This window comes from Acidiphilium sp. MT5, assembly GCF_054767495.1.
The window spans coordinates 294,792-316,868 of sequence record NZ_BAABMR010000002.1 but is presented as its reverse complement, the minus strand read 5'-3'; the positions used below and the strand labels follow the sequence as shown (position 1 = coordinate 316,868).

Genomic DNA, 22,077 nt, shown 5'->3' with positions numbered 1-22,077 from the left:
CCGCGCTCGCGGCTAAGCGCCAAGTTATTGTGCAAGCCAGCTCGGCCTCGCTCGACCTGGCGGGCGATGTGGTCGATCAGGCGGGCATCGACTTGTCGGCATTCCGTTCCAATCCTGTCATTCTCTGGCAACACAACCCGGACCAGCCCATCGCGCGCGCGATCCAGGTCGGCCTGACAGGCGGCAATCTCACGGCGACTATTCAATTTCCACCGGAGCAGACAACGGCTCAATCTGATGAATGTTGGAGATTGATTCAGGCGGGTGTGATTTCGACTGTGTCGATTGGCTTTGACCCTATCAAAGTCGAGCCCCTTAGCGGCGGCAAGCGGGGTGTCAAATATCTTAAGTCATTGTTATTAGAGATTTCCTTTGTTTCGATACCAGCCAATGGAGATGCTGCGGTGATTGCACGATCACGTAAAACCGGCGCGCGGATTAGCGGGGCCACAGCGGCGCAGCTCGCAATCGTCGAAGACGCGGCGCGAACGGCGGCTGAGCATGCGACCCGTGCCGGCGATCTGGCGGCGGCGCTGTCGAACGGCGAGGATTTCTCGGACCCTGATGATTCCGATTGGAGCGGGGGAAATGCGGGTGAGGATTTCTCAAAAGCGGCTCGAAACTTGGCAGCGCGCATCCTCGACCCGGAGGCGCAAATTTTCGAGCACGAGTACGAGGCGATGACGCCCCGGCAACGCCAGGCCCGAGCTGCCGCGCTGGCGACCGCGCAGCCATCGGAAATGGAAATCGATGATGGTGCTGATTGGGAGAAATACATGGACCCGGCAACGCGTCGCGCTGTTTTTCGTCGGGTCAGCGGGTGGTGAAGAATTTCGGTGGCGGTGTGCATGACGCCATCGGGACAGTGCGGACGCTCCGCCGCGCGCGCCCCAGCCTCAATGGCTGGGGCGTTTCGTTTTGAAAGGCAGTTAAATGGCCACAAAATCGCTCGAAGTTGTTATCGGCGCCGATACCGCAGACTTAGAGGCCAAAATGGCCGTCGCGAAGGCAAGCCTTGGCCAAGTGAATTCGGAAATCAAGGTTCTGGCCAAGCAAGCGACCGTCGCGGGCGGCGAAATTAAGTCGGGCCTGATGACGCAGCTAACCGCCTTGACCGCAAAGGCCGCTGGCGAGCGCGCTGAGTTAGCGGGCCTATCGGGTGAGCTTCGAGCTGTTGGCGAATCGGCGCGGATCGCGGGCCACGGCGGCGGTTTTTTCGGGAAACTTCATGAGAACGTCAGGTTAACGGGCGATAGCCTTGAGGATTTGCACGGCAGACTCAATGTCGTGTCAAATGCCATGGGTGCCTTTAATGACCTGGTCATCGCCGGTCTCGGCATTGGCGCTTTTGGCGAGGCCATCCGAAAAGTGGCAGAGCAAGGCGAGCAAATCAACCAACTTTCTGAAAAGTTCGGTATGGGCGCGCGGTCGGTTTCGGCCTTGGCGCTCGCGGCCAAGGAATCCGGTGTGCCGCTGTCCCAGCTCGATGCCGGGCTGCGCGGCCTGGCGCGGACGATGGCCGAGGGCATCGCTTCACCCACGGCGTTGGTAGGCCGCACGTTCTCGATGCTGGGAATTTCGCTCACCGAAGCGAATGGATCGATGAGAAGTGAATCCTCTGTTCTAGGTGAGCTGGCATCCAAGCTTTCGACAATGAAGGACGGAGCGGAAAAAGCCGCGATCGTGCAACGCCTAATGGCACGCGGCGGCACGGCGCTTTTGCCGGTCCTTAAGGAAATTGGCGCTGACGGTATGACGCCTTTAATCGCAAAAACCGAGGCGCTGCATCAATCGTTCTCAAAAACGGCTGCGGAAACTGATGAAAATTTTTTGCACTCCCTCCGCGATGCAGGTTCGGCGCTCGACGGGCTGCGCAACGAGGCAATCGGGCCACTTATTCCGGCGCTTGGGCAAATCACCGGCGCGTTCGTCGATGCCAGCAAGCAGGGCGGCGCGATGGCCCATTCCGGCGCCGTTCTCGGCGATATTCTCAAAGGTCTGATCGAGGTTTTTGCTGATGTCGCGACCGGGACCGTTGAAGTAGCGGACGGCCTCAAATTTATCGTTCAAACTGACATGGAAGTGATCCGGTCAACCAAGGCTTTAGGCCAGGCACTGCATGGCAATTTCAGCGGCGCGGCGGCGACGGCGAAGAACGCAGCGCGCGTCATCGCGACAGATTTTCATGCTGCATTCACAAACATTGCCGCAGAAGGCCGATTGATGGCGTCGATCAATACGGCGCTCTGGACAAAACCGCCGAAAATTCCCGAGGATACTGGCAAAATTGCCGCGCCGGTTCTTGAACCTTTGGCAAAGGCGCACGCCGTTCGTCATTCCGGCGGTGGCGCCGAGGTTGCGGCGGCGCGCCATGCGGCAGAGCAAATCCAGCAAATCCAAGAATCCTCTATCGCGACGGCGCAGCGTGTGGCGTCGATCAAATTCCAGACCTATGAGCAGGAACTGAACAAAGAGGTCGCCGAGGGCAAAATCACCAAGTCGCAGGAAATCCAGGACGAAATCCAGGCGGCCAATCAGGAATATGCAGCGCAAAAATCCGCCCTGGCCAAAAAACTAGCGCTGTATCCGCAGGAATCGGCGGCTTATGCCAAGGTGAAAGATGCGGAAGTCGAGCTCGAAGCGTCGCATGATCGGCAAATCGCGGCGCTATCGGCCCAGCTCGCCAAGCAACAAATCGCGGATGCGAAGCAGGTGCAGGAAGCGCACGCCAAGGCGGTTGCCGCGACGGTGAAAAGCTATCAGTCGATTGTGCAGCCGATCAATAATGCGTTTCAACAAACCATTACCGGCGTGCTGCGAGGCAGTGAGACGCTCCAGCAGGGCATGCAAAAGGCGGCGCAATCGATCGTGCTGAGCTTTATCCAGGGTGCGGAGAAAATGGCCGTCACCTGGGCCGAGAAGCAGCTCGCGATGCTGATCACCACCACCACCACGCAAACCGCCATCACGGCGGCGCAGACGGCGGGGCACGCGGCCAAGGCGGCGCAGGATAGCGCGAGCATTGGCAATGATGCCTATAAGGCGGCAGCGGGCGCTTATTCGGCGGTGGTGGGCATTCCGATTGTGGGTCCGGTGCTGGCACCGGCAGCGGCAGCGGCGGCGTTTGCCGGCGTAATGGCGTTCGACGTGATTTCAGCCGAAGGCGGCATGGGCACTGTCCCGTTCAACGATATGCCCGCGCTCCTGCACCGGAACGAGATGGTTTTGCCGGCCTCGATCGCGGAGCCGCTGCGGATTGGGCTGCCCGCGATTGCGGCGATGCCGAATGTGGGCGCGATGATGAGCAATCAATCCTCGACGAATAATTCGTTGACCTATGCGCCGAATATCGACGCGAGTGGCTCGGGCATGGACATGACGGCGCTGGAATCGATGATGATGGCGCAGCAAGAAGAGATGGCGCAATTATTCGGCGTGTTGTCGAATAATGGATCGCCGATGCTGCCGGGACGGTGACGAAGAAGAAGCGACGAAATGGTTGATCTGTATCAAGGCTCAGGCGGCGATTTGGGCTCGCCGGCGCGCATGCTTCGAGCGGTCACGCCGTCTGACATCGAACCGCTGCCGATCGCGTCGACTGCGCCCTATGTAGGTGTCGCTGGCGACGTTTCGATCATTGCGGTTAATGATAGCGAGCCGGTTTTGGTCTATTTTCCGGCCGGAACCTGGTTGCCCGTGCGCGCGGCCTTCGTCATGTCGACGGGCACGACTGCGACCGAGATTATCGCCGCGATCGGCTAGATTTGGCGCGAATCGCAGCGGGGGCGTTCGCCGCTGCCTCGATCACAAATCCCGCCTGCTCGATGGCAGCGACGATGCGGGCCTGGGTCGAAAGTTTCAGTTTTTCGCCGCGCTCGCAACGGGCCAGCGTATCAAGGGAGATCGAGCAGAGCTCGCAAAATTTCCGGGTCGAAAGCCCAAGCGCCGCGCGCGCGGCGCGAACCTGCCAATCTAAAATCAGAACGCCATCACGATTTTTCTTGCCATTCATACGGTAATTTCGTATCAGCGTTCTGCTAATTCCGCAACCCAAGGGAGTTTCCACATGAATAAAATCTCCAAAGTCTCTCACATCTCGCCTGAACTGCGGGCCCGCTGCGAGTTCATTGACATGCTCGAATCTGAAATCGACGCGCACCACACGGACGATCCGCGTGACGATTTTGTCGACGTAAGAACTCATGTGATAGATGCGATCTTGCTCGAAATGGGCCGATTGCAGGTCAATTCTGGCGGGGATGCGATCGAGTTGATCGCGCGCCTTGAACGGTATTTAGATGTCTATAAGGATCCTGAAAAACTCGACCAGGAGGAGAAAATAATTTTAGGGATTATTCGTTCGGTAAAAGCATGGATCGAGCGCAATCGGGTCTGTGTCGGCGAAATCGTCGAGAACGCCTGAGCTAAATTTGATACATTTCCATAACAAAGTCAGTATGGAACAAAGTATGGTAATGACAATTTGTCCGCAAAAATCGTGATATAGCGCCGATCTTTATAGCGCCCGCCGCTACCAATTTTGTCTTTAGTTTCATCCATTTATGTATTTTGCATGGTTGCCCAGACCCAGGGCGCTATATAAGCTTTTATCTATCAATTGCTCATCATAGATCGACATCATTGATCCCGAACCAAGCCAGCACCTTCGACCCGATTCTGCTGGCGCGCTATGGAAATTGCGTGCTGGCTCAGGTTTGCGCCATGCCGTTTAGTTGTCTCATCTGCTATACGGGGATTTCACCATCGGGGCGACCATGATCAGAATCGAAGCGTTTATACCCATCCTTGATTTGGGCGGCACGTTCGTGTTTGCGATCAGCGGCGCGGTTGCTGCGGTAAACCGTCGGCTTGATATTTTCGGCATCCTCGTCGTATCTTTTGTGACCGGTAATTTTGGTGGCATCACGCGGGATCTGCTGATCGGCGCGGTGCCTCCCGCCGCCTTGATCGATGGGCGCTATCTGCTGGTTTCAGTCGTGGCCGGTCTGATTACGTTCTTTTGGTATGCCGGGGTAAACCGACTTCGTATGCCCGTTCTCATGTTTGATGCGGCAGGCTTGGCCTTCTTCGCCGTCGCCGGCGCGCAAAAGGCCACCGAATTTGGATTGAACCCTGTGGCGTCAGCCCTGCTGGGAATGTTGACCGGCATTGGCGGTGGCATGATGCGCGACGTTCTCTTGACCGAAATTCCACAGGTCTTACGCTCCGATCTCTACGCCGTCGCCGCTCTCGCGGGTGCGTCCGTTGTCGTCATCGGTGATCAGCTAGGTATCGCCTACGGCGCCTCTGCCACTATTGGCGGGGTGTTGTGCTTTGGGCTTCGCTTCATGGCGATCAGACATCGCTGGCACTTGCCGATTGCGCGTTTGTCCGCGCAGGTGCGCGCCGGAATCGATGGTGCGAATGACACGAAGCCGGAATAATCGGCGTCGTTGACCCCCCCCTTGCTCGGGTGTGGTGGTCGCCGTGCGTAGCCTGCTTGGGCTGACCCTGCCGTTCGTGCCCGTGCGATAACACTGGAAAGGATCGCACGGATGAGCAATAATATCACGCGGCGTGGCCAAAATTGGCTAGAGCAACATCCGATCAGACAGAATCGTCTGATCGAATAAAGTTGCTCGCCAAAACAAGGAGCTAGAGCATTGTCGGTGAGCCTATGCGAACGGAAAATGCTCTAAGCCCATTGCTCTGATGGCCGGCTGCAGGACATAATCATGTCACCGGGTCGCTATCGGTGGTGCGGGGGCGATGCCGAATGGTTTTAAGCGTAACGAGTCCGTATCGATCAGCTTATGACATAATGGATGTAAGACATGGCAGAAAACTGGATCAAGCAATCAATCATGGCCAATCGGGGTGTCGGTTGGGCGCGTAAACCAAAGCTGCATCACCTTACCGAGGCCGCCCAGGGCCAATTTCATTACACAATTGGGCCCTATTCTGACCCGGTTCTGACCGTTGCGCCGGGAGATCGTATTCGCGTTGAAACGCGTGATGCATTTGAAGGTGCCATTCGCACTGAACGCGATAAGCCAAGCAAACGCCTGAGGATGCCGTTCGTAAACCCGCAGAATGGCCCGATCATGATTGAAGGCGCGGAGCCAGGGGATGCTATTGCCGTGCATATCGAACAGATGCGTCCACGCGGCGATAACCCGCGCGGAACCTGCTGCATGATCCCGTATTTTGGCGCGCTGACCAGCACGGCACTCACGGCAACGCTGCAAGCGCCGCTGCCCGAAATCACCCGCAAAGTGCATGTCGATGAGAAAGAAGTTCGCTGGAGTGCGCGGGTTGTGCTGCCTTATGCGCCGCATATCGGAACGCTCAGCACCTCGCCCGAAATCGATAGTATCAATTCGCTCACCCCTGGCCCGCATGGCGGCAATATGGACTTGCCCGATATGGGGCCAGGCAGCATCACCTATCTTCCGGTGCGAACCCCCGGCGCTCGCCTCTTCATTGGTGATGCTCATGCGTGCCAAGGTGATGGCGAAGTATGCGGAACGGCTGTGGAATATGCATCCGAGACCACGATCCGTGTCGATCTGATCAAAGGTTGGACGCTCGATTGGCCACGCCTGGAGCGCGCGGATTTCATCATGACAATCGGCAGCGCTCGCCCACTCGAAGACGCAACGCGTATCGCTTACCGCGACTTGGTTTTGTGGCTAGAGGCAGAATATGGCTTTGACCGTTGGGACGCTTATATGATGCTGAGCCAATGCGGCCGCGTCCGTCTCGGCAATTTTGTCGATCCCAACTACACGGTGGGCACCGGCATTGCCAAAAAATATCTAACAACAGAGGGGAAGTAACATGGATCTCGGCTTGCACGGCAAACGCGCATTGATTACGGGCGGCACGAAAGGGATCGGGCGGGCCGTTGCCGAACATTTGGCAGCGGAAGGCTGCGATGTCGCGATTTGCGCACGCAACGCGGCAGACGTAGCGGAGGCGGTATCAGCGCTCGCCAAAACAGGCGTTCGGGCGACGGGCCGCGCCGTCGATGTCGCTGATGGTCCAGCGTTAACCCATTGGGTGCGGGACGTGGCGGCCGAATTTGGTGGTCTTGATATCGTCGTCTCCAACGTATCGGCTCTGGCGATCGGGCAAGATGAAGCCTCATGGCGAGCTGAATTTGAAACAGACATGATGGGCACGGTGCGCGCTATTGATGCGGCGATGCCGTCCCTGGAAGCGTCCACCGCCGGTTCGATTGTGATTATTTCCTCGGTATCTGGGCGTGAGGTCGATTTCGCAGCCGGGCCCTACGGCGTTTTTAAAGCAGCATTGATCCATTACGCGAAAGGGCTGTCGTTCCAACTGGCCGCGAAGGGCATTCGGGTGAATGCAATGTCACCGGGCAACACCTATTTCCCAGGTGGCGTTTGGGAAAAAATCGAGCATGGCAATCCCGAGCTATACCGACAAGCGCTCGCCCTCAACCCAACCGGCAGGATGGGGCGGCCTGAGGAAATGGCAAAGGCGGTAGTGTTCCTCGCGAGCCCGGCAGCGAGCTTCATCACCGGCACCAATCTCGTGGTCGATGGTGCGCTCACCCGCGGCGTTCAATTCTAACATCAGGTGATGTCAGCCAACGGCCATTTGGCGTTGGCTGACAGCCTCGAACCCTTGCCGCGTTTCACCATCCCCCATCAAACGATCAAAATCGCCCGGAAATCATTGACATTGGTGCGGGTTGGCCCCGTCACAATCAAATCGCCCAACGCCGCAAACGCGGTATAGGAGGCGTGCGCTGCCAACAGCGCCTCGGGGTGCATCCCTTGCGCGGCCAAGCGCGTCAGGCTGGTCGGCGTTATGATGGCGCCGGCATTGGTCTCAGACCCGTCGATTCCATCGGTGTCGCAAGCCAGCGCATACATCCGCTGATCGCCGCCCAGCGCAATCGCCAGTGCAAGCAAAAACTCACCATTGCGCCCGCCCCGCGCCTGTGGGTTCGGCTGCGCCGAGAGCGTCACGGTGGTTTCGCCACCCGAGAGCAGCACGCAGGGTCGGTCAGTCGATGATCGCGCATAATCCAAGGCTTGCGCCGCCATCTGCGCGCCAATCGCCGCTGATTCTCCCTCAATCGCATCGCCAAGGATAATCGGCACCACCCCCATCGAGCGCGCCAGCGCCGCCGCCGCCGCCAGCGCATCGGCTGGTGTCGCGACCAACGCCGTGCTCGACCGCGCAAAAATCGGGTCGCCCGGCTTCGGCGTTTCGGAGGCAGGGTCAGCCAAATGCGCGATAACGGCGGGCGGCATTGCAATTTGATAGCGTGTGAGTGCCGCGAGCGCCTCGGCGCTGGTGCTCGGATCAGGGCAAGTCGGTCCGGAACCAATCACCGCGATATCATCCCCCGGAATATCCGAAATCGCGAGCGTGACCAGACAAGCAGGGGCCGCCGCCGTCGCCAATCGCCCGCCTTTGATCGCGGAAAGATGCTTGCGCACCGCATTCATCGTGCGAATATCCGCCCCCGAGCGCAACAAGCCCCGATTAATCGCCCGCTTATCCTCAAGGCTCAACGAGGCCGCCGGCACGGTCAATAACGAGGATGCCCCGCCCGACATCAAGCACAGCAACAAATCATCGGCCCCCAGCAAGCGTGCCGCGGCCAAAATCTGCACCCCGGCTTCCATACAAGCCTGATCCGGCACCGGATGCGCCGCCTCAATCGTCGCGATACGCGGGATCGGCCCAACCCCATGGCCATAAGGCACCACGGCAAAGCCCGATAACGCCGCCGCCGCCGGCCAATGCTGCGCCACTACCTGCGCCATCGCCGCACCCGCCTTGCCCGCGGCCACCACCAATGTCCGCCCACGCGGCGGCGGCGGCAAAAATGGCAACACCCGCTCGCCACCCGCCGCCGCAACCGCCGCGTCAAACAAGGCTCGTAGCAGGTCCGTCGGCTCCATCGTTATCTCTCCCCCAAAACGCCCAGCATCTTGCCCTGATTTGCGCAGAGCGCCAAACAGAGACCATGTCAGGGCACACAACAGACGGCGTCACCATGCGGCGGGCCATCGGCTTGATGAGCGGCACCTCGCTCGATGGGGTGGATGCCGCCTGGATCGAAACCGATGGCGAACAGATTTTCGCCCTCGGCCCGAAAGCAACCTTGTTTTACGAAGACCCGCTGCGCACCCGCCTGCGCGCCGTGCTCAGCGCCGCCGCCACGCGCCCGCATGATGACCCCGAAATCAAGGCGCTGGCCGCAATCATCGCCGAGCGCCATGCCGAAGCGGCCGTGCTGCTCGCACGCGGCGCCGACATTATCGGCTTTCACGGGCAAACGATCCTGCATAACCCGCAGCAGCGCCGAACCTGGCAAATCGGCAATGCAGCACTGCTCGCGCATAAAACCCGCTTGCCGGTCGCGTATGATTTTCGCAGCGCCGATGTCGCGGCCGGCGGCGAGGGGGCGCCTCTGGTGCCGCTGTTCCATCAAGCCCTGGCCGCTCCGCTCGAAAAACCGCTGATGATCGTCAATATCGGCGGCGTCGCCAACATCACCTGGCTCGGGGCCGATGGCGCGATCTTGGCCTGCGATACCGGACCCGGCAATGGGCCGCTGGATGATTGGCTGCAGCACCATACCGGCGCGCCGTTCGACCGTGACGGCGCAATGGCACTCAGCGGCACCGTGGCCGAGGATCGCCTGGCGGCCCTGATGGCCGACCCCTATTTTGCCCGCCCTGCGCCCAAATCGCTGGACCGGCTGGATTTTTCCGCGCCGATTGGCCAAGCCCTCATGGGCCTGTCGCCCGCCGATGGCGCGGCCACCCTGGCCGCCTTTACCGCCGCCGCCATCAAAGCGGCCCCGGTGCCGCCCGGTTTGCGGCGGGTGCTGGTAACCGGCGGTGGCCGGCATAACCGCGCGATCATGCAAGCCTTACAGGCGCGCTTCGCGGTGCCGGTGGACCCGGTCGAAGCCGTTGGCTGGGATGGCGATGCGCTCGAAGCGCAATGTTTCGGCTTTTTGGCCATCCGCGTCGCGCGCGGCCTGCCGCTTTCGCTCCCCAGCACCACTGGCGTCGCCACCCCGATGCGCGGCGGACAGATCAAACACCCTATTTATTGATTTTCTCGCCGATTTTTTGATCGTATTATTCAATAAATAAAATGAATGTAAAACAAAATGCTGCAGTCAAAATAAGCTAGACAAGCTTATCGCCCGATGATAGTGCTGCGCGCTCTGAACCCGATCCTTGCCAATTTTAAACCCAGGAGGCGTTGATGGATAATATGACCGTTCCGCCTCTTGCTGGCGATCAGGGTATCGTTTGTGTGTGCGAGCGAACTTCCCGTTAGCCAAGCCCGCCGCCGCCATCGTCCCTGATGGCATGAATTCCTAAATTCCCCGTTTTCTTAAGGACGTTTCCGCGCAAGCGGAGCGAAGCAAAAATGTCTTCACGCGATCAGGCGATGAACTCGCCGTTTCGGGCCGTCTTCGGCTTTGTTGGTCGGCGCTGGCTGCGACACCCGGTTTGGGTCACAATCACCGCAACCGCGATGATTTTGGCAACACTGACCGATGTGTTCATGCCGGTCTATGCGGGCAATTTGATCAATGCCGTGGCGCAGCGCAACGCGCACGGGCTGGCCCAGGCGGAGCAAGCGCTCGCGATCATTGCCGCCTTGGGCGCTGCGCAAACCGTGCTGCGCTTTATCGGCTTTCGCGCCATCGTCATGCTCACCTTGGCGATGATGGGGGACATGGCGCGCGAATCCTTCTATCGCGTGCAGCGCTTCGCCGCCGATTGGCACGCCAATAATTTCGCCGGCGCCATCGTGCGTAAAATCACCCGGGGCATCTGGGCGACCGATCTGCTGAATGACACGGTCTTGATCGCGCTGCTACCCGCCGCCTCGGTGCTGATCGGCACCTCGATCATGCTCGGCGTGCGCTCCCTGGCCATGGGTCTGCTGATCGCCGGCGGCGCGATGATGTATGTCACCGCCACCATGCTGCTGCAGACGCGCTATGTCTCCCCCGCCTCGCAACTCTCCAACCGCTGCGACACCGCGATGGGCGCAGCCCTGGCCGATGCCGTGTCCTGCAACGCCGTGGTCAAAGGCTTCGCCGCCGAAACGCGGGAGGATGAAAAGCTAACCCAAGTGGTGCGCAAATGGCAGCGCCGCACCCGGCGCTATTGGTTGCGCGGCAATAATGTCGGCACCGGCCAAAGCACCGCGCTCTTGGTGCTGCGCATCGCGATCATCGGACTGGCGCTCGATCTCTGGTGGCGGCACCAGGCCAGCGCTGGCGAAGTCGCCACCGTGATCACCGCCTATTTGATCGTGCTCGGCTATCTGCGCGATATGGGCTATCACATCGCCAACATCCAACGCACCGTGAACGAGATGGAGGATATGGTGCGCATGGAAGCGCAACCTTTCGCCATCGCCGATCAGCCCGGCGCGCAACCCGCCCGCATCATCCAGGGCGCGATCACGTTCGACCACGTGGATTTTGCCTATGGCACGCATGTTCGGCCGTTGTTTCGTAATTTGTCGGTGCGGATCGCCCCCGGTGAGCGCGTCGGGCTGGTGGGCCATTCCGGCTCCGGCAAAACCAGCTTCGTCAAGCTGATCCAGCGCCTGCATGACGTGACCGGCGGACGCATCCTGATCGATGGGCAGAATATCGCGCAGGTCACCCAGCAAAGCCTGCGCAGCGCCATCTCGATTGTGGCGCAGGAGCCAATCCTGTTTCACCGCAGCCTCGCCGAGAACATCGCCTATGGGCGCCCCGATGCCAGCATGGCCGAAATCGAGCAAGCCGCAATGCTGGCCAACGCCCATGACTTCATCCAACGCCTGCCGCGCGGCTATCGGACGCTGGTGGGCGAGCGCGGCGTCAAATTATCGGGCGGCGAGCGCCAGCGCGTGGCCATCGCCCGGGCCTTTTTGGCCGATGCGCCGATCTTGATTTTGGACGAAGCGACGGCAAGTCTGGATTCCGAATCCGAAGCGTTGATCCAGCAGGCCGTCGAGCGGCTGATGACCGGTCGCACGGTGATTGTTGTCGCGCACCGCCTCTCCACCGTGCGCGCCCTGGACCGAATCTTGGTTTTCGACCAAGGTTCAATCGTGGAAGAGGGCACGCATGACGCCTTGACCGCCCATCCGGGCGGCATCTATCGGCGCCTGTTCGAGCGGCAGGCTTTAGGACTTTTGACTGAATAACAGGGATCGACATAATAGGGATCGACCGATGAAATTTACCAGCATCACCACCACCACCCCAAGCGCCGAAAGCCTGGAGGCCGATTACGCCAAGCTCCACACCATGCTTGATCGCGGCGCGCTGGGCGAAGCGTTAGCCGCCTGGGAGCAAATCCGCCGCGCTATTGGCAGTTGGTCAGCCATGGTCGAGCTGCGTTTCTCCCAAGATACCGCCAACGCCCAAGCCAAAGCTGACCGCGACTATGCTGACGCGCTCGGCCCGGTGATCACCGGTCATGATACCAAAATCAAGCAGCGCCTGTTAGCGCTCGATCCGGCCCCGATCATCGCCCTCTATGGCCGGCACGCGCTCGATATTTGGCGCAACGACGTCACCACCTTCGACCCGATCATTGCCGATGATCTGGAGCAGGAAGCCAAACTCACCAGCGATTATACCGCCTTGCTGGCCTCGGCGAAAATCGAGTTTGACGGCCAAATTCTCAATCTCGCCGGCTTGACCCCCTATGGCGAAAGCCTGGACCGGACGATCCGCCATCGCGCCGCGCAGGCGCGCTGGACATTTTTTGAACAAAACGCCGATCAGCTCGATGATATTTATGACCGCTTGGTCAAGCTGCGCGATAAAATGGCGCGCGCGCTGGGCGATGATAATTTTATCGCTTTGGCCTATCGGCGGATGGGCCGCCTCGATTACGGCCCCGCCGAGGTTGCGACCTACCGCGCCGAAGTGCTCACCCATGTGGTGCCGCTGGTCGCCCAAATTGTCGATCAGCGCCGCCGCGATAATGGCCTTGATCATCTATATGCCTGGGACGAAGCGATCATCGATCCCGCGGGCAACCCCAAGCCGCAGGGCGATCATGACACGCTGGTGGCCAAGGCCCAAGACATGTTCACCGCGATGGATGGCCGAATCGCGGCTTTCTATCAGCAAATGAACGAAGGCGGCTTTCTGGATTTGCAAAATCGCCCGACCAAGCGCGGCGGTGGCTTCTGCACCTCATTCCCCTCAGTGGGCATGCCCTATATTTTCGCCAATTTTAATGGCACGCATCACGACATCAACGTCTTCACCCATGAAATGGGCCATGCGTTCCAGAATTATCAAAGCCGCCACCAACCGGCGCTCGATTATCTCTGGCCGACCATGGAATCGGCGGAAATCCACTCGATGAGCCTGGAGTTTTTGGCCTACCCGCATCTCGCCCCCTTGTTAGGCGATGAAACCGCGCGCTATCGGCGCATGCATTTGATCGGCGCCCTCGAATTTTTGCCATACGGCGTCTGCGTCGATCACTTCCAGCACGAGATTTATGCCAATCCCACCGCCACACCAGCCGAGCGTCACGCGATGTGGAAAAAGCTCGAAAAACTTTACATGCCCTGGCGCGATTGGGGCGATCTCGCCTACCCCGCCAAAGGGGCGCGTTGGCAGGGCCAGCCGCATATCTATAGTGCGCCGTTCTACTATATCGATTACACCCTCGCGCAATGCTGCGCTTTGCAATTTTGGGTCGAATCCGAAAAAGATTATCGCGGCAGCTTCGATAATTACGTCTCGCTCTGCGGTCTTGGGGGGTCCGCATCGTTTGGCGGCCTCGTCGCGGCGGCCAAATTGCAATCGCCGTTCAAACCAGGCGCGCTCGGCACCGTCGTCACCCAAGCCAAAGCAGCACTCGCCCTCTGAAGGAGCAAAAATGGTTTTCCCGGCAGTTACCGCCTTTTACGCGGCCATTTTGGCCCTGATCTATCTCGGCCTCTCTTTTTGGGTGGTGGCCGGGCGCGGCAAACTCAAAGTCATCCATGGCGATGGCGGCCATGACACGCTGCAACGCCGCATCCGCGCCCATGCCAATTTCAGCGAATATGTACCGATCATTCTCATCCTCTGCGCCTTGCTCGAAGCGCGTGGGGCAGGGGGCCTCACCATCACATTTCTGCTCTTGCCGCTCACCATCGTGCGCCTGATGCATCCGGTCGGCATGGTCGCGCGCGAAAACTCGCTGCAACAATATCTGTTCCGCGCCCCCGCCGCGCTGATCACCTGGATCGTCATGGCCGCCGCCGCAATCTTGCTGCTCGTGCGCCTTGGTTGATCGATGATCCCGATCGCCCTTGATCCACGCTGCGTCCGTCTCGCGGTTTGCGGCAATGGCCCGCTCGCTTTGCGCCGGTTCAACGCGCTGCAAGCGGCGGGTGCGACTGATTTGCTCCTGTTTGCCGATGAGCCTCTCCCGGCTCTGCAAACGGCGGCAGGAGAGCATTGGCGGCCCCGCCTGCCTGACCCAGCGGATCTCGCGGCCCTGCACGGGCTATGGATTGTCGATCTGGCGGCTGCGAAAGCCGAACCGCTCGCCGAACAAGCACGCGCCCGCCATTTGCTGGTCAATATCGAGGATGTGCCAGCCTTTTGCGATTTTCATTCGGTGGCCGAAATTCGCCGGGGTGATCTGCTCCTAACCATCTCAACCGGCGGCGCCGCGCCGGGCCTCGCCGGCCTGATCCGGCGGCGGCTCGAAGCCATGTTTGATGGTCGCTGGGCGGAGCGGCTGGTGGAGCTGCGCGCCCTGCGCGCCTCGTGGCGGGCGCAAGGCGTGCCGATGCCAGAGGCCATGCGCCGCATCGAAACGCTGGTCGCCGAGCGTGGCTGGCTGGATGCGCCAGAAAAATGAACATGAGAAAAATGAACATGAGAAAAATGAACACAACAAGAACAAATTCTTAACAAATCCTTTCCAATGGTGTTGCCGTTCTGTTCTCTCCATGCAATGGTAACTCTCATCAAGGCCATGCGCCTCGATTCGGCCACTCGTCCCAGTTCGCCCACTCGTCCCATTTCGTCATGCAGGTGCCTCGACGCCTCATCGCGAATGCCCTATAGCTACTTCGCCTTAAAGTTGTAACGCGCCGCTCCGCAAAGGAAATTTCGATGGAAAAAAACAAGGCTCTGGACGCCGCTCTCTCCCAAATCGAGCGCGCTTTTGGCAAAGGCTCGATCATGCGCATGGGCGCGCGCCCCGGCAATGAGGAGATCGACGTGGTGCCCTCCGGGTCGCTCGGGCTGGACCTTGCCTTGGGCATTGGCGGCTTTCCGCGTGGCCGCGTGATTGAAATTTATGGGCCGGAATCCTCGGGCAAAACCACGCTGGCCCTGCACGCCATTGCCGAAGCGCAAAAACGCGGCGGCACTTGCGCCTTCATCGATGCCGAGCACGCGCTCGACCCGATCTACGCCCGCAAGCTCGGCGTTGATGTCGATAATTTGCTGATTTCTCAACCAGATACCGGTGAGCAAGGGTTGGAAATCGCCGATACGCTGGTCCGCTCCGGTGCCATCGATGTGCTGGTGATCGATAGTGTCGCCGCCTTGGTGCCCCGCGCCGAACTCGAAGGCGAAATGGGCGATAGCCATGTCGGCCTGCATGCCCGCCTGATGAGCCAGGCGCTGCGCAAACTCACCGGCTCGATCTCGCGCAGCAAAACCATGATGATTTTCCTCAACCAAATTCGTCTGAAAATCGGCGTGATGTTTGGCAATCCGGAAACCACCACCGGGGGCAATGCCCTGAAATTCTACGCCTCGGTGCGCATGGAAATCCGCCGCATCGGCGCCATCAAAGACCGCGAGGAAGTCACCGGCAACCAAACGCGGGTCAAGGTGGTGAAAAACAAGCTCGCCCCGCCATTCCGCCAGGTCGAATTCGACATCATGTATGGCGAGGGTATTTCCAAAGTCGGCGAACTGATCGATCTCGGCGTGAAAGCCGGCATCGTCGAGAAATCCGGCGCCTGGTTCAGCTATGACAGCCAACGCGTCGGCCAAGGGCGCGAAAACGCCAAGCAATTCCTGCGTGATCACCCCGATATCGCCGCCGCCATCGAAGCGCGCATTCGCGACCAGGCCGCCGTGGTGGAAAAAGCCATGATGGTCGCGCCCTCGGATAATGAGGCCGCCGAAGCCGCCGAATAAGCGCGCCGCACAACGCGCCGGCGCAATCGGGTGGGATGACAGGTCCGGATTGCTGCGGTATGCCTTGCGCAACCGCAGCCTTCAGGGACTTCATACCGCTCCATGACCTCCAGTAACGATATCCGCGCAACCTTCCTCGATTATTTCACCCGCAACGGCCATGAGCCCGTGCCCAGCGCCCCCTTGGTGCCGCGCAACGATCCCTCGCTGCTGTTCGTCAATTCGGGCATGGTGCCGTTCAAGAACGTGTTCACCGGTCAGGAAAAACGCCCCTATCTGCGCGCCACCTCCGCGCAAAAATGCGTGCGCGCCGGCGGCAAACATAACGATCTGGACAATGTCGGCTACACCGCGCGGCATCACACATTTTTTGAAATGCTCGGCAATTTTTCCTTCGGCGATTATTTCAAAGAACAAGCGATCACCCATGCCTGGACCCTGCTGACCCGCGATTTCGGCTTGGCCAAAAACCGGCTGCTGGTCACGGTTTTTCATGACGATCATGACGCCGCCGTCCTCTGGCATAAAATTGCCGGCCTGCCCGATGAGCGGATTATTCGCATCAAAACCGACGATAATTTCTGGCGCATGGGCGAAACCGGCCCGTGCGGCCCGTGCTCGGAAATTTTCTACGATCATGGCCCCAGCGTCCCCGGCGGCCCGCCCGGCAGCCCGGATGAAGATGGTGATCGGTTCATTGAAATCTGGAACCTCGTCTTCATGCAATATGTCGAAGACGCCTCGAAAACCCTCACACCATTGCCACGCCCCTCGATTGATACCGGCATGGGCCTTGAGCGTTTCGCCGCAATTTTGCAGGGCAAACATGATAATTATGATACCGATACACTGCGCGCCCTGATCATCGCCTCCGCCGAAGCGTCAAACACCGACCCCGATGGGCCGCATAAAATCAGCCATCGCGTCATCGCCGATCATTTGCGCAGCACCGCCTTCATCATCGCCGATGGTGTCTTGCCCTCGAATGAAGGGCGCGGCTACGTGCTGCGCCGGATCATGCGCCGCGCCATGCGTCACGCCCATCGGCTTGGCATGCGCGAGCCGTTCATCTACCGGCTGGTGCCCGCTTTGACCCGGCAAATGGGCGTCGCCTACCCCGAATTGCCGCGCGCCGAAGCGCTGATCATCGAAACCCTCAAGCTCGAAGAACAAAAATTCGCCGTCATGTTAGAGCGCGGCCTGTCCCTGCTCGATGACGAGGTGGCGCGCCTGGGCGCTGGCACGCCCTTGCCCGGCGCCGTCGCCTTCAAACTTTATGACACGTTCGGCTTCCCGCTCGATTTGACCGAAGATGCTCTGCGCGAACAAGGCCGCACCTTGGATCGCGCGGGCTTTGACACCGCGATGGCCGAGCAAAAATCTCGCGCCCGCGCCGCCTGGGCCGGCAGTGGCGATGCTGCCAACGAACAGCTTTGGTATGATCTGCGTGATCAAATCGGCGCCACCGAATTTCTTGGCTATCATAGCGAAGCGAGCGATGCCAGCATCCTCGCGTTAGTGGTCGATGGCGCGTCCGTCCCCGCCGCAACCGCCGGTCAAGACGTCGCGATCATTCTCAATCAAACCCCGTTTTACGCGGAAAGCGGCGGCCAAGTCGGCGATACCGGCATATTGACCGCAGGCACCGCACGCGTTGTCGTGCGCGACACCCAAAAAAAACTCGGCGATCTGATCGTGCATCTCGGCCATATCGAGGCGGGCAGCCTGTCCGTGCGGCAAACCGTCCACGCCGAGCTTGACCATCAGCGCCGCACCGCCATTCGCGCCCATCACTCCGCGACCCATTTGCTGCACGAGGCGCTGCGCCGCGCGCTCGGCCCGCATGTCACCCAAAAAGGCAGCCTGAACGCGCCAGATCGGCTGCGTTTTGACATCTCCCAACCGAGGCCGGTGACCGATGCTGAGTTGCGCGCCGTCGAACGGGCGGTGAATGCCCGTATCCGCGAAAACGCCCCGGTGGAAACCCGCCTGATGACCCCTGAAGAAGCGGTCAAGCGCGGTGCGATGGCCCTGTTCGGCGAAAAATACGGCGATGAAGTGCGCGTGGTGTCGATGGGTGAGGGCGATGATGGTAAATCGGCCTACTCAATCGAACTATGCGGTGGCACCCATGTCCGCCGCACCGGCGATATCGGTGCCTTTCGCATTCTCGCTGAAGCCGGCGTGGCCGCCGGCATCCGCCGGATCGAAGCCGTCACCGGCGAAGCGGCCCTCGCCGCCATCGAGGCGGATGCCGATACGCTGGCGCAAGCGGCCCATCTGCTCAAGGCCCTACCGTCCGAACTGCCCACCCGCATCACCGCCCTGCTCGATGAGCGCAAGCGCCTGGAGCGCCAGCTCAGCGACCTACAACGCAAACTCGCGACCGGCGGCCCCGATGCCGCCATCGAAGACATCGCCGGCGTGAAACTCGCCGCCCGCGATCTGGGCGATGTCGCCCCCCGTGAGCTTAAATCGATCGCCGACTCGATCCTGAAATCAATCGGCTCCGGCATCGCCGCCGTCGCCTCCACCGCCGAAGCCAAACTCAGCCTGGTGGTCGCCGTCTCAGCCGATCTGACCGCCCGCTTCAACGCCGTCACCCTGGTCCGCGCCGCTGCCGAAGCCGCAGGCGGCAAAGGCGGCGGGGGCCGCCCCGACATGGCCCAAGCCGGCGGCCCAGACGCCACCCTCACCCAAGCCGCCTTCGAGGCCATCCGCACCGCCCTAAAATCCTGACCCCACCCATCCCCCAAGCTCTCTTGCCGCGCGTTGGGCCACAGGTTAAGGGAGCACCCAGCCGGAGGGATGGCCGAGCGGCTTAAGGCGCACGCTTGGAAAGCGTGTGTACGTGAAAGCGTACCGTGGGTTCGAATCCCACTCCCTCCGCCACGGCCATCCGTGCGCCAAACCCCGTTCGCCCAACATTCAACAGGCGCTCATCCCGCCTCAGCCCGCCGTGATGTCAGTCGGCGCCGAAGCCGCGACATGCAAGATCGCATCAAGATTGCGCTGCGCAATATCGAGCACTGTGGCATCGCCGCTAACCATCAGCGCAGCGATGGCGCCATCGATCAGCAAGAGCAGCTGCCGGGCCAATAGCGCGGGTTCGGCATACCGGGCCGCTGCCCCCATCGCGGCGAAACGTTCCAGGATTTCCCGGTGATGAGCCGCCGCCATCTCCCGCAGCCAGCTCTCGTCCTTGCGATGTTCGGAAACCGCGTTCATGAAGGCGCAGCCATAGAACTTGCCGCCGCTGAACCAATCGCCGAGCGCGGGGATAATCGCCCGTAATTGTGCGGCCGGGTCCGGGCCGGCGTCAGCAAGACGGGTAAAGAACCGCCGGCGCCAATCCTCACCCTCCGCCGCGAGCACGGCGCGCAGCAAAGACTCCTTCGAGCCGAACCGCGCATAAAGCGTCATTTTCGAAGCACCCGCCTCAGCCAGAATCCGATCAATGCCGGTGGCATGGATGCCATCGCGGCAAAATAATGTGCGCGCAACATCCAGAATGCGCGTTTGGGGCGAGGCAACAGAATTGTCTGCCGATTTCAACATCAAAGCCGGACTCAGTTTGCTCATAAAAACACCATAACTCCGGGCATATGATTAAAAAATGTCTTGTTCGCCGAGCGGGTGCGCCCAATCGTCCACTCATAAATCCACATCATCGCCAAGCCTACACAAATCATGCCAAAAAATCGCCGGTAAAATTATCCAGTGAATTCATGGCTGAAACAGCCTCGATACGACACCGATGGCATCCGCGCTCGTGAAAGGCGGACGCTTGGCACGAGGTTTGCTAAGTCTGTTCATAAGTAGACAGACCATTCTGTCTGAGCCCTTCCATTTCGACCAGCCCGCAAAGGATCGACCATGAGCCAGCCAGGCACCACCCCAACCGCAATGATTTCCTGCCTGCAGCCCATCGACCGCACCGGGCTGGAGGCCCTGATCGCCAAAGGCAAGGCCGACCCCACGGCGATCCGCACCCTCAAATGCAAAACAATCGCCGAGGGCCGCTTCCGCCATCTCAACATGATCCGCAATCTGCCGCCCTATATCGTCGATGAGCCACCCGGCTTGCTCGGCGATGACACCGCGCCCAACCCGTCTGAGGCTTCGCTCGCAGCACTCGGCTCCTGCCTTGCCGTCGGCATCCACGCCAATGCCGTCGCGCAGAATATCACCATCCAATCGCTCGAACTCGAACTCGAAGCGGATATCAACATCACTGCAGTCTGGGGCACTGGCGATGTGTCGCCCAAGCCCGTTGGGTTCGATGCCGTGCGGGTGAAGGTTAATTTGATCGCCGATGCGCCGCAACAGCAGATCGACGCCCTGATCGCCCATGCAACCAAATGGTCCCCGGTCGCTAACACCTTCATCAAGCCCGTCGCGCTTGACGTGAAAGCAGCCTGACATGGATGGCGGCATCGGCGCGATCAGCCCAAATGCCACCCTCAGTCGCGCCGAAGCGCGCAACGCTGTCGCGGTTGAAACCGCCGCTCTGGCCGGGCTCGCCACCACAATCGACCAGAACGGCATCTATCCTTCCGCACAATTGCGTGGCCTCGGAGCGGCAGGCGCCTACGGGCTGCATCTGGCCGCTCACAGCAAACTTGGCCGCGCCTCGCTGAGCGACGCGATCGAGGCGATGGCCGTCGTCTCCGCCACCTGCATGTCGAGCGGCTTTTGCGTCTGGTGCCAAGACTCAGCCGGCTGGTATCTCGAACAGACTGAAAACGCGGCCCTGCGCGCAAAATTGCAGCCCGCCATCGCCACCGGCGCCGTCATGGCCGGCACCGGCCTGTCCAACGCCATGAAGGCCCTTTCCGGCACCGAAGCCTTCCGCCTGCGCGGCAAGCGCGTCGTCGGCGGCTATGTCGTCTCTGGCATCCTGCCTTGGGTTTCCAATCTCGGCGAAGGCCATTGGTTCGGCACCATGTTCGAGGACGCCGATGATGCCACTCACCGCGCGATGGCGATGGTGCGCGTCGGTCAAGATGGCGTCTCGATCAAGCAAAACGCGCATTTCGTCGCCCTCGAAGGCACCGGCACCTATGCCGTGCTGTTCCGCCGCGCCTTCATCGCCGATGAACAATTGCTGGCCGACCCGCTCGGCGACATGGTCGCGCGCATTCGCCCCGGCTTTGTGATGCTGCAAACCGGCATGGGGCTCGGCGTGATCGATGCCGCAATCGGCCTGATACACGAAGCCAACCGCACCCAGGCGCATTGCAACACTCATCTACCACTGGGCGCGAGCGCGGTGACCGATCAGGCCAGCGCGCTCCGCGACCGCTTGGCCAACCTCGCTGCCACGCCGCTGGAGCGCGACCGCGATTATCTCCGCGCCGTGCTTCAGGCGCGTGTCGATGTCTCCGAACTCGCCCTCGCCGCCACCCAATCCGCCATGCTGCATTGGGGCGCCTGCGGCTATATCCACGGCTCGCCGGTCGATCGCCGCATCCGCGAGGCTTGGTTCGTTGCCATCATCACCCCCTCAATCCGCCAGTTGCGCCGCGACATCGCGGCATTGTCGGCATCATGAGCGAAATCGCCACCATCATCATCGTCGATCAAGTCGGCACCGAACACCGGATAGCAGCCAAGCCCGGTGCAACCGTGATGCAGATTGGTCGCGCCGCCGGGCTGCCGATCATCGGTGAATGCAACGGCTCGATGGCCTGCGCCACCTGCCATGTCATCGTCGCACCCGCATGGGCCGACCGACTGCCGCCCATCAACGAGGACGAGGACGCGACACTCGATACCTTGTTCAATCTTTCCCCCACATCCCGCCTCGGCTGCCAAATCGAGATCACGGCGGCGCTGGATGGGCTGGAACTAAGCCTACCCAAACGCTGATCTGCTGCACC

At 60.4% G+C, this 22,077-nt stretch carries 20 protein-coding genes and 1 tRNA gene; 18 read left to right on the top strand and 3 right to left on the bottom strand.

All coding sequences use genetic code 11. The annotated features are described in order from the left end of the window. Positions 1–29: 29 nt before the first annotated feature. From ACYUCQ_RS03590 to ACYUCQ_RS03580, 3 genes are all read left to right on the top strand, one after another. On the top strand, positions 30–827 hold the full coding sequence (locus ACYUCQ_RS03590) for an HK97 family phage prohead protease (protein WP_460253132.1): 798 nt from the start codon (positions 30–32) through the stop codon (positions 825–827). A 106-nt stretch (positions 828–933) separates the two neighbouring features. Continuing rightward, positions 934–3,477, top strand: a complete 2,544-nt coding sequence (locus ACYUCQ_RS03585; RefSeq protein ID WP_460253131.1) for a phage tail tape measure protein — start codon at positions 934–936, stop codon at positions 3,475–3,477. 18 nt (positions 3,478–3,495) lie between these two features. Further along, the gene (locus ACYUCQ_RS03580; protein WP_460253130.1) at positions 3,496–3,762 is read left to right on the top strand and encodes a spike base protein, RCAP_Rcc01079 family; all 267 of its coding nucleotides are present in this window, start codon (positions 3,496–3,498) and stop codon (positions 3,760–3,762) included. Here ACYUCQ_RS03580 and ACYUCQ_RS03575 read toward each other — a convergent pair. Further along, entirely contained in the window at positions 3,743–4,204 is a 462-nt protein-coding gene (locus ACYUCQ_RS03575) for a helix-turn-helix domain-containing protein (RefSeq protein ID WP_460253129.1), read from the bottom strand. The genes ACYUCQ_RS03580 and ACYUCQ_RS03575 overlap by 20 nt on opposite strands. Positions 4,205–4,228: 24 nt before the next feature. On the opposite strand from ACYUCQ_RS03575, the gene ACYUCQ_RS03570 reads away from it, so the two are divergent. The 4 genes from ACYUCQ_RS03570 (at position 4,229) to ACYUCQ_RS03555 (ending at position 7,602) form a co-directional block, all read left to right on the top strand. After that, positions 4,229–4,423 carry a hypothetical protein gene (locus ACYUCQ_RS03570; RefSeq protein ID WP_460253128.1) on the top strand — a complete coding sequence of 65 codons (195 nt, stop codon included), beginning with the start codon at positions 4,229–4,231 and terminating at the stop codon, positions 4,421–4,423. Between the two features lie 310 nt (positions 4,424–4,733). Further along, positions 4,734–5,444 carry a trimeric intracellular cation channel family protein gene (locus ACYUCQ_RS03565; RefSeq protein WP_460253127.1) on the top strand — a complete coding sequence of 237 codons (711 nt, stop codon included), beginning with the start codon at positions 4,734–4,736 and terminating at the stop codon, positions 5,442–5,444. Positions 5,445–5,834: 390 nt separating this feature from the next. After that, complete coding sequence (locus tag ACYUCQ_RS03560; RefSeq protein WP_460253126.1) at positions 5,835–6,839, top strand: acetamidase/formamidase family protein; 1,005 nt, start codon at positions 5,835–5,837, stop codon at positions 6,837–6,839. Position 6,840: 1 nt separating this feature from the next. Beyond that, positions 6,841–7,602: an SDR family NAD(P)-dependent oxidoreductase gene (locus ACYUCQ_RS03555; protein WP_460253125.1), complete on the top strand. Its 762-nt coding sequence runs from the start codon at positions 6,841–6,843 to the stop codon at positions 7,600–7,602. Between the two features lie 77 nt (positions 7,603–7,679). Here ACYUCQ_RS03555 and ACYUCQ_RS03550 read toward each other — a convergent pair whose 3' ends face one another. Continuing rightward, complete coding sequence (locus ACYUCQ_RS03550; RefSeq protein WP_460253124.1) at positions 7,680–8,948, bottom strand: glycerate kinase type-2 family protein; 1,269 nt, start codon at positions 8,946–8,948, stop codon at positions 7,680–7,682. Between the two features lie 95 nt (positions 8,949–9,043). Between ACYUCQ_RS03550 and ACYUCQ_RS03545 the strand changes: the two genes are divergently transcribed. The 8 genes from ACYUCQ_RS03545 to ACYUCQ_RS03510 all read left to right on the top strand — a co-directional run bounded on the left by ACYUCQ_RS03545 (position 9,044) and on the right by ACYUCQ_RS03510 (position 19,087). Then, the gene (locus ACYUCQ_RS03545) at positions 9,044–10,114 is read left to right on the top strand and encodes an anhydro-N-acetylmuramic acid kinase (protein WP_460253223.1); all 1,071 of its coding nucleotides are present in this window, start codon (positions 9,044–9,046) and stop codon (positions 10,112–10,114) included. 323 nt (positions 10,115–10,437) lie between these two features. Continuing rightward, positions 10,438–12,222 carry an ABC transporter ATP-binding protein gene (locus tag ACYUCQ_RS03540; RefSeq protein ID WP_460253123.1) on the top strand — a complete coding sequence of 595 codons (1,785 nt, stop codon included), beginning with the start codon at positions 10,438–10,440 and terminating at the stop codon, positions 12,220–12,222. 28 nt (positions 12,223–12,250) lie between these two features. Then, the gene (locus ACYUCQ_RS03535; protein ID WP_460253122.1) at positions 12,251–13,912 is read left to right on the top strand and encodes a M3 family oligoendopeptidase; all 1,662 of its coding nucleotides are present in this window, start codon (positions 12,251–12,253) and stop codon (positions 13,910–13,912) included. 10 nt (positions 13,913–13,922) lie between these two features. Further along, positions 13,923–14,321, top strand: coding sequence for an MAPEG family protein (locus tag ACYUCQ_RS03530; RefSeq protein ID WP_460253121.1), 399 nt, complete (start codon positions 13,923–13,925; stop codon positions 14,319–14,321). 3 nt (positions 14,322–14,324) lie between these two features. Continuing rightward, positions 14,325–14,897, top strand: coding sequence for a precorrin-2 dehydrogenase/sirohydrochlorin ferrochelatase family protein (locus tag ACYUCQ_RS03525; protein WP_460253120.1), 573 nt, complete (start codon positions 14,325–14,327; stop codon positions 14,895–14,897). A 257-nt stretch (positions 14,898–15,154) separates the two neighbouring features. Beyond that, positions 15,155–16,195, top strand: coding sequence for a recombinase RecA (gene recA, locus ACYUCQ_RS03520; RefSeq protein ID WP_460253119.1), 1,041 nt, complete (start codon positions 15,155–15,157; stop codon positions 16,193–16,195). Positions 16,196–16,297: 102 nt separating this feature from the next. Beyond that, complete coding sequence (gene alaS, locus ACYUCQ_RS03515; protein ID WP_460253118.1) at positions 16,298–18,934, top strand: alanine--tRNA ligase; 2,637 nt, start codon at positions 16,298–16,300, stop codon at positions 18,932–18,934. Between the two features lie 63 nt (positions 18,935–18,997). Beyond that, positions 18,998–19,087, top strand: a tRNA-Ser gene (locus ACYUCQ_RS03510). A gap of 57 nt (positions 19,088–19,144) precedes the next feature. On the opposite strand, the gene ACYUCQ_RS03505 is transcribed toward ACYUCQ_RS03510, so the two are convergent. Further along, a complete protein-coding gene (locus tag ACYUCQ_RS03505; RefSeq protein ID WP_460253117.1) occupies positions 19,145–19,777 on the bottom strand; it encodes a TetR/AcrR family transcriptional regulator in 633 nt (210 codons plus the stop codon). A gap of 294 nt (positions 19,778–20,071) precedes the next feature. Here ACYUCQ_RS03505 and ACYUCQ_RS03500 point away from each other — a divergent pair, with 294 nt between their 5' ends. From ACYUCQ_RS03500 to ACYUCQ_RS03490, 3 genes are read left to right on the top strand one after another with little or no spacing between them, the layout of a single operon-like run. Next, complete coding sequence (locus ACYUCQ_RS03500; RefSeq protein WP_460253116.1) at positions 20,072–20,617, top strand: OsmC family protein; 546 nt, start codon at positions 20,072–20,074, stop codon at positions 20,615–20,617. A gap of 1 nt (position 20,618) precedes the next feature. Next, complete coding sequence (locus ACYUCQ_RS03495) at positions 20,619–21,749, top strand: acyl-CoA dehydrogenase (RefSeq protein WP_460253115.1); 1,131 nt, start codon at positions 20,619–20,621, stop codon at positions 21,747–21,749. Beyond that, positions 21,746–22,066, top strand: a complete 321-nt coding sequence (locus tag ACYUCQ_RS03490; protein ID WP_460253114.1) for a 2Fe-2S iron-sulfur cluster-binding protein — start codon at positions 21,746–21,748, stop codon at positions 22,064–22,066. Before ACYUCQ_RS03495 ends, ACYUCQ_RS03490 begins: the two co-directional genes overlap by 4 nt. Positions 22,067–22,077 lie beyond the last annotated feature (11 nt).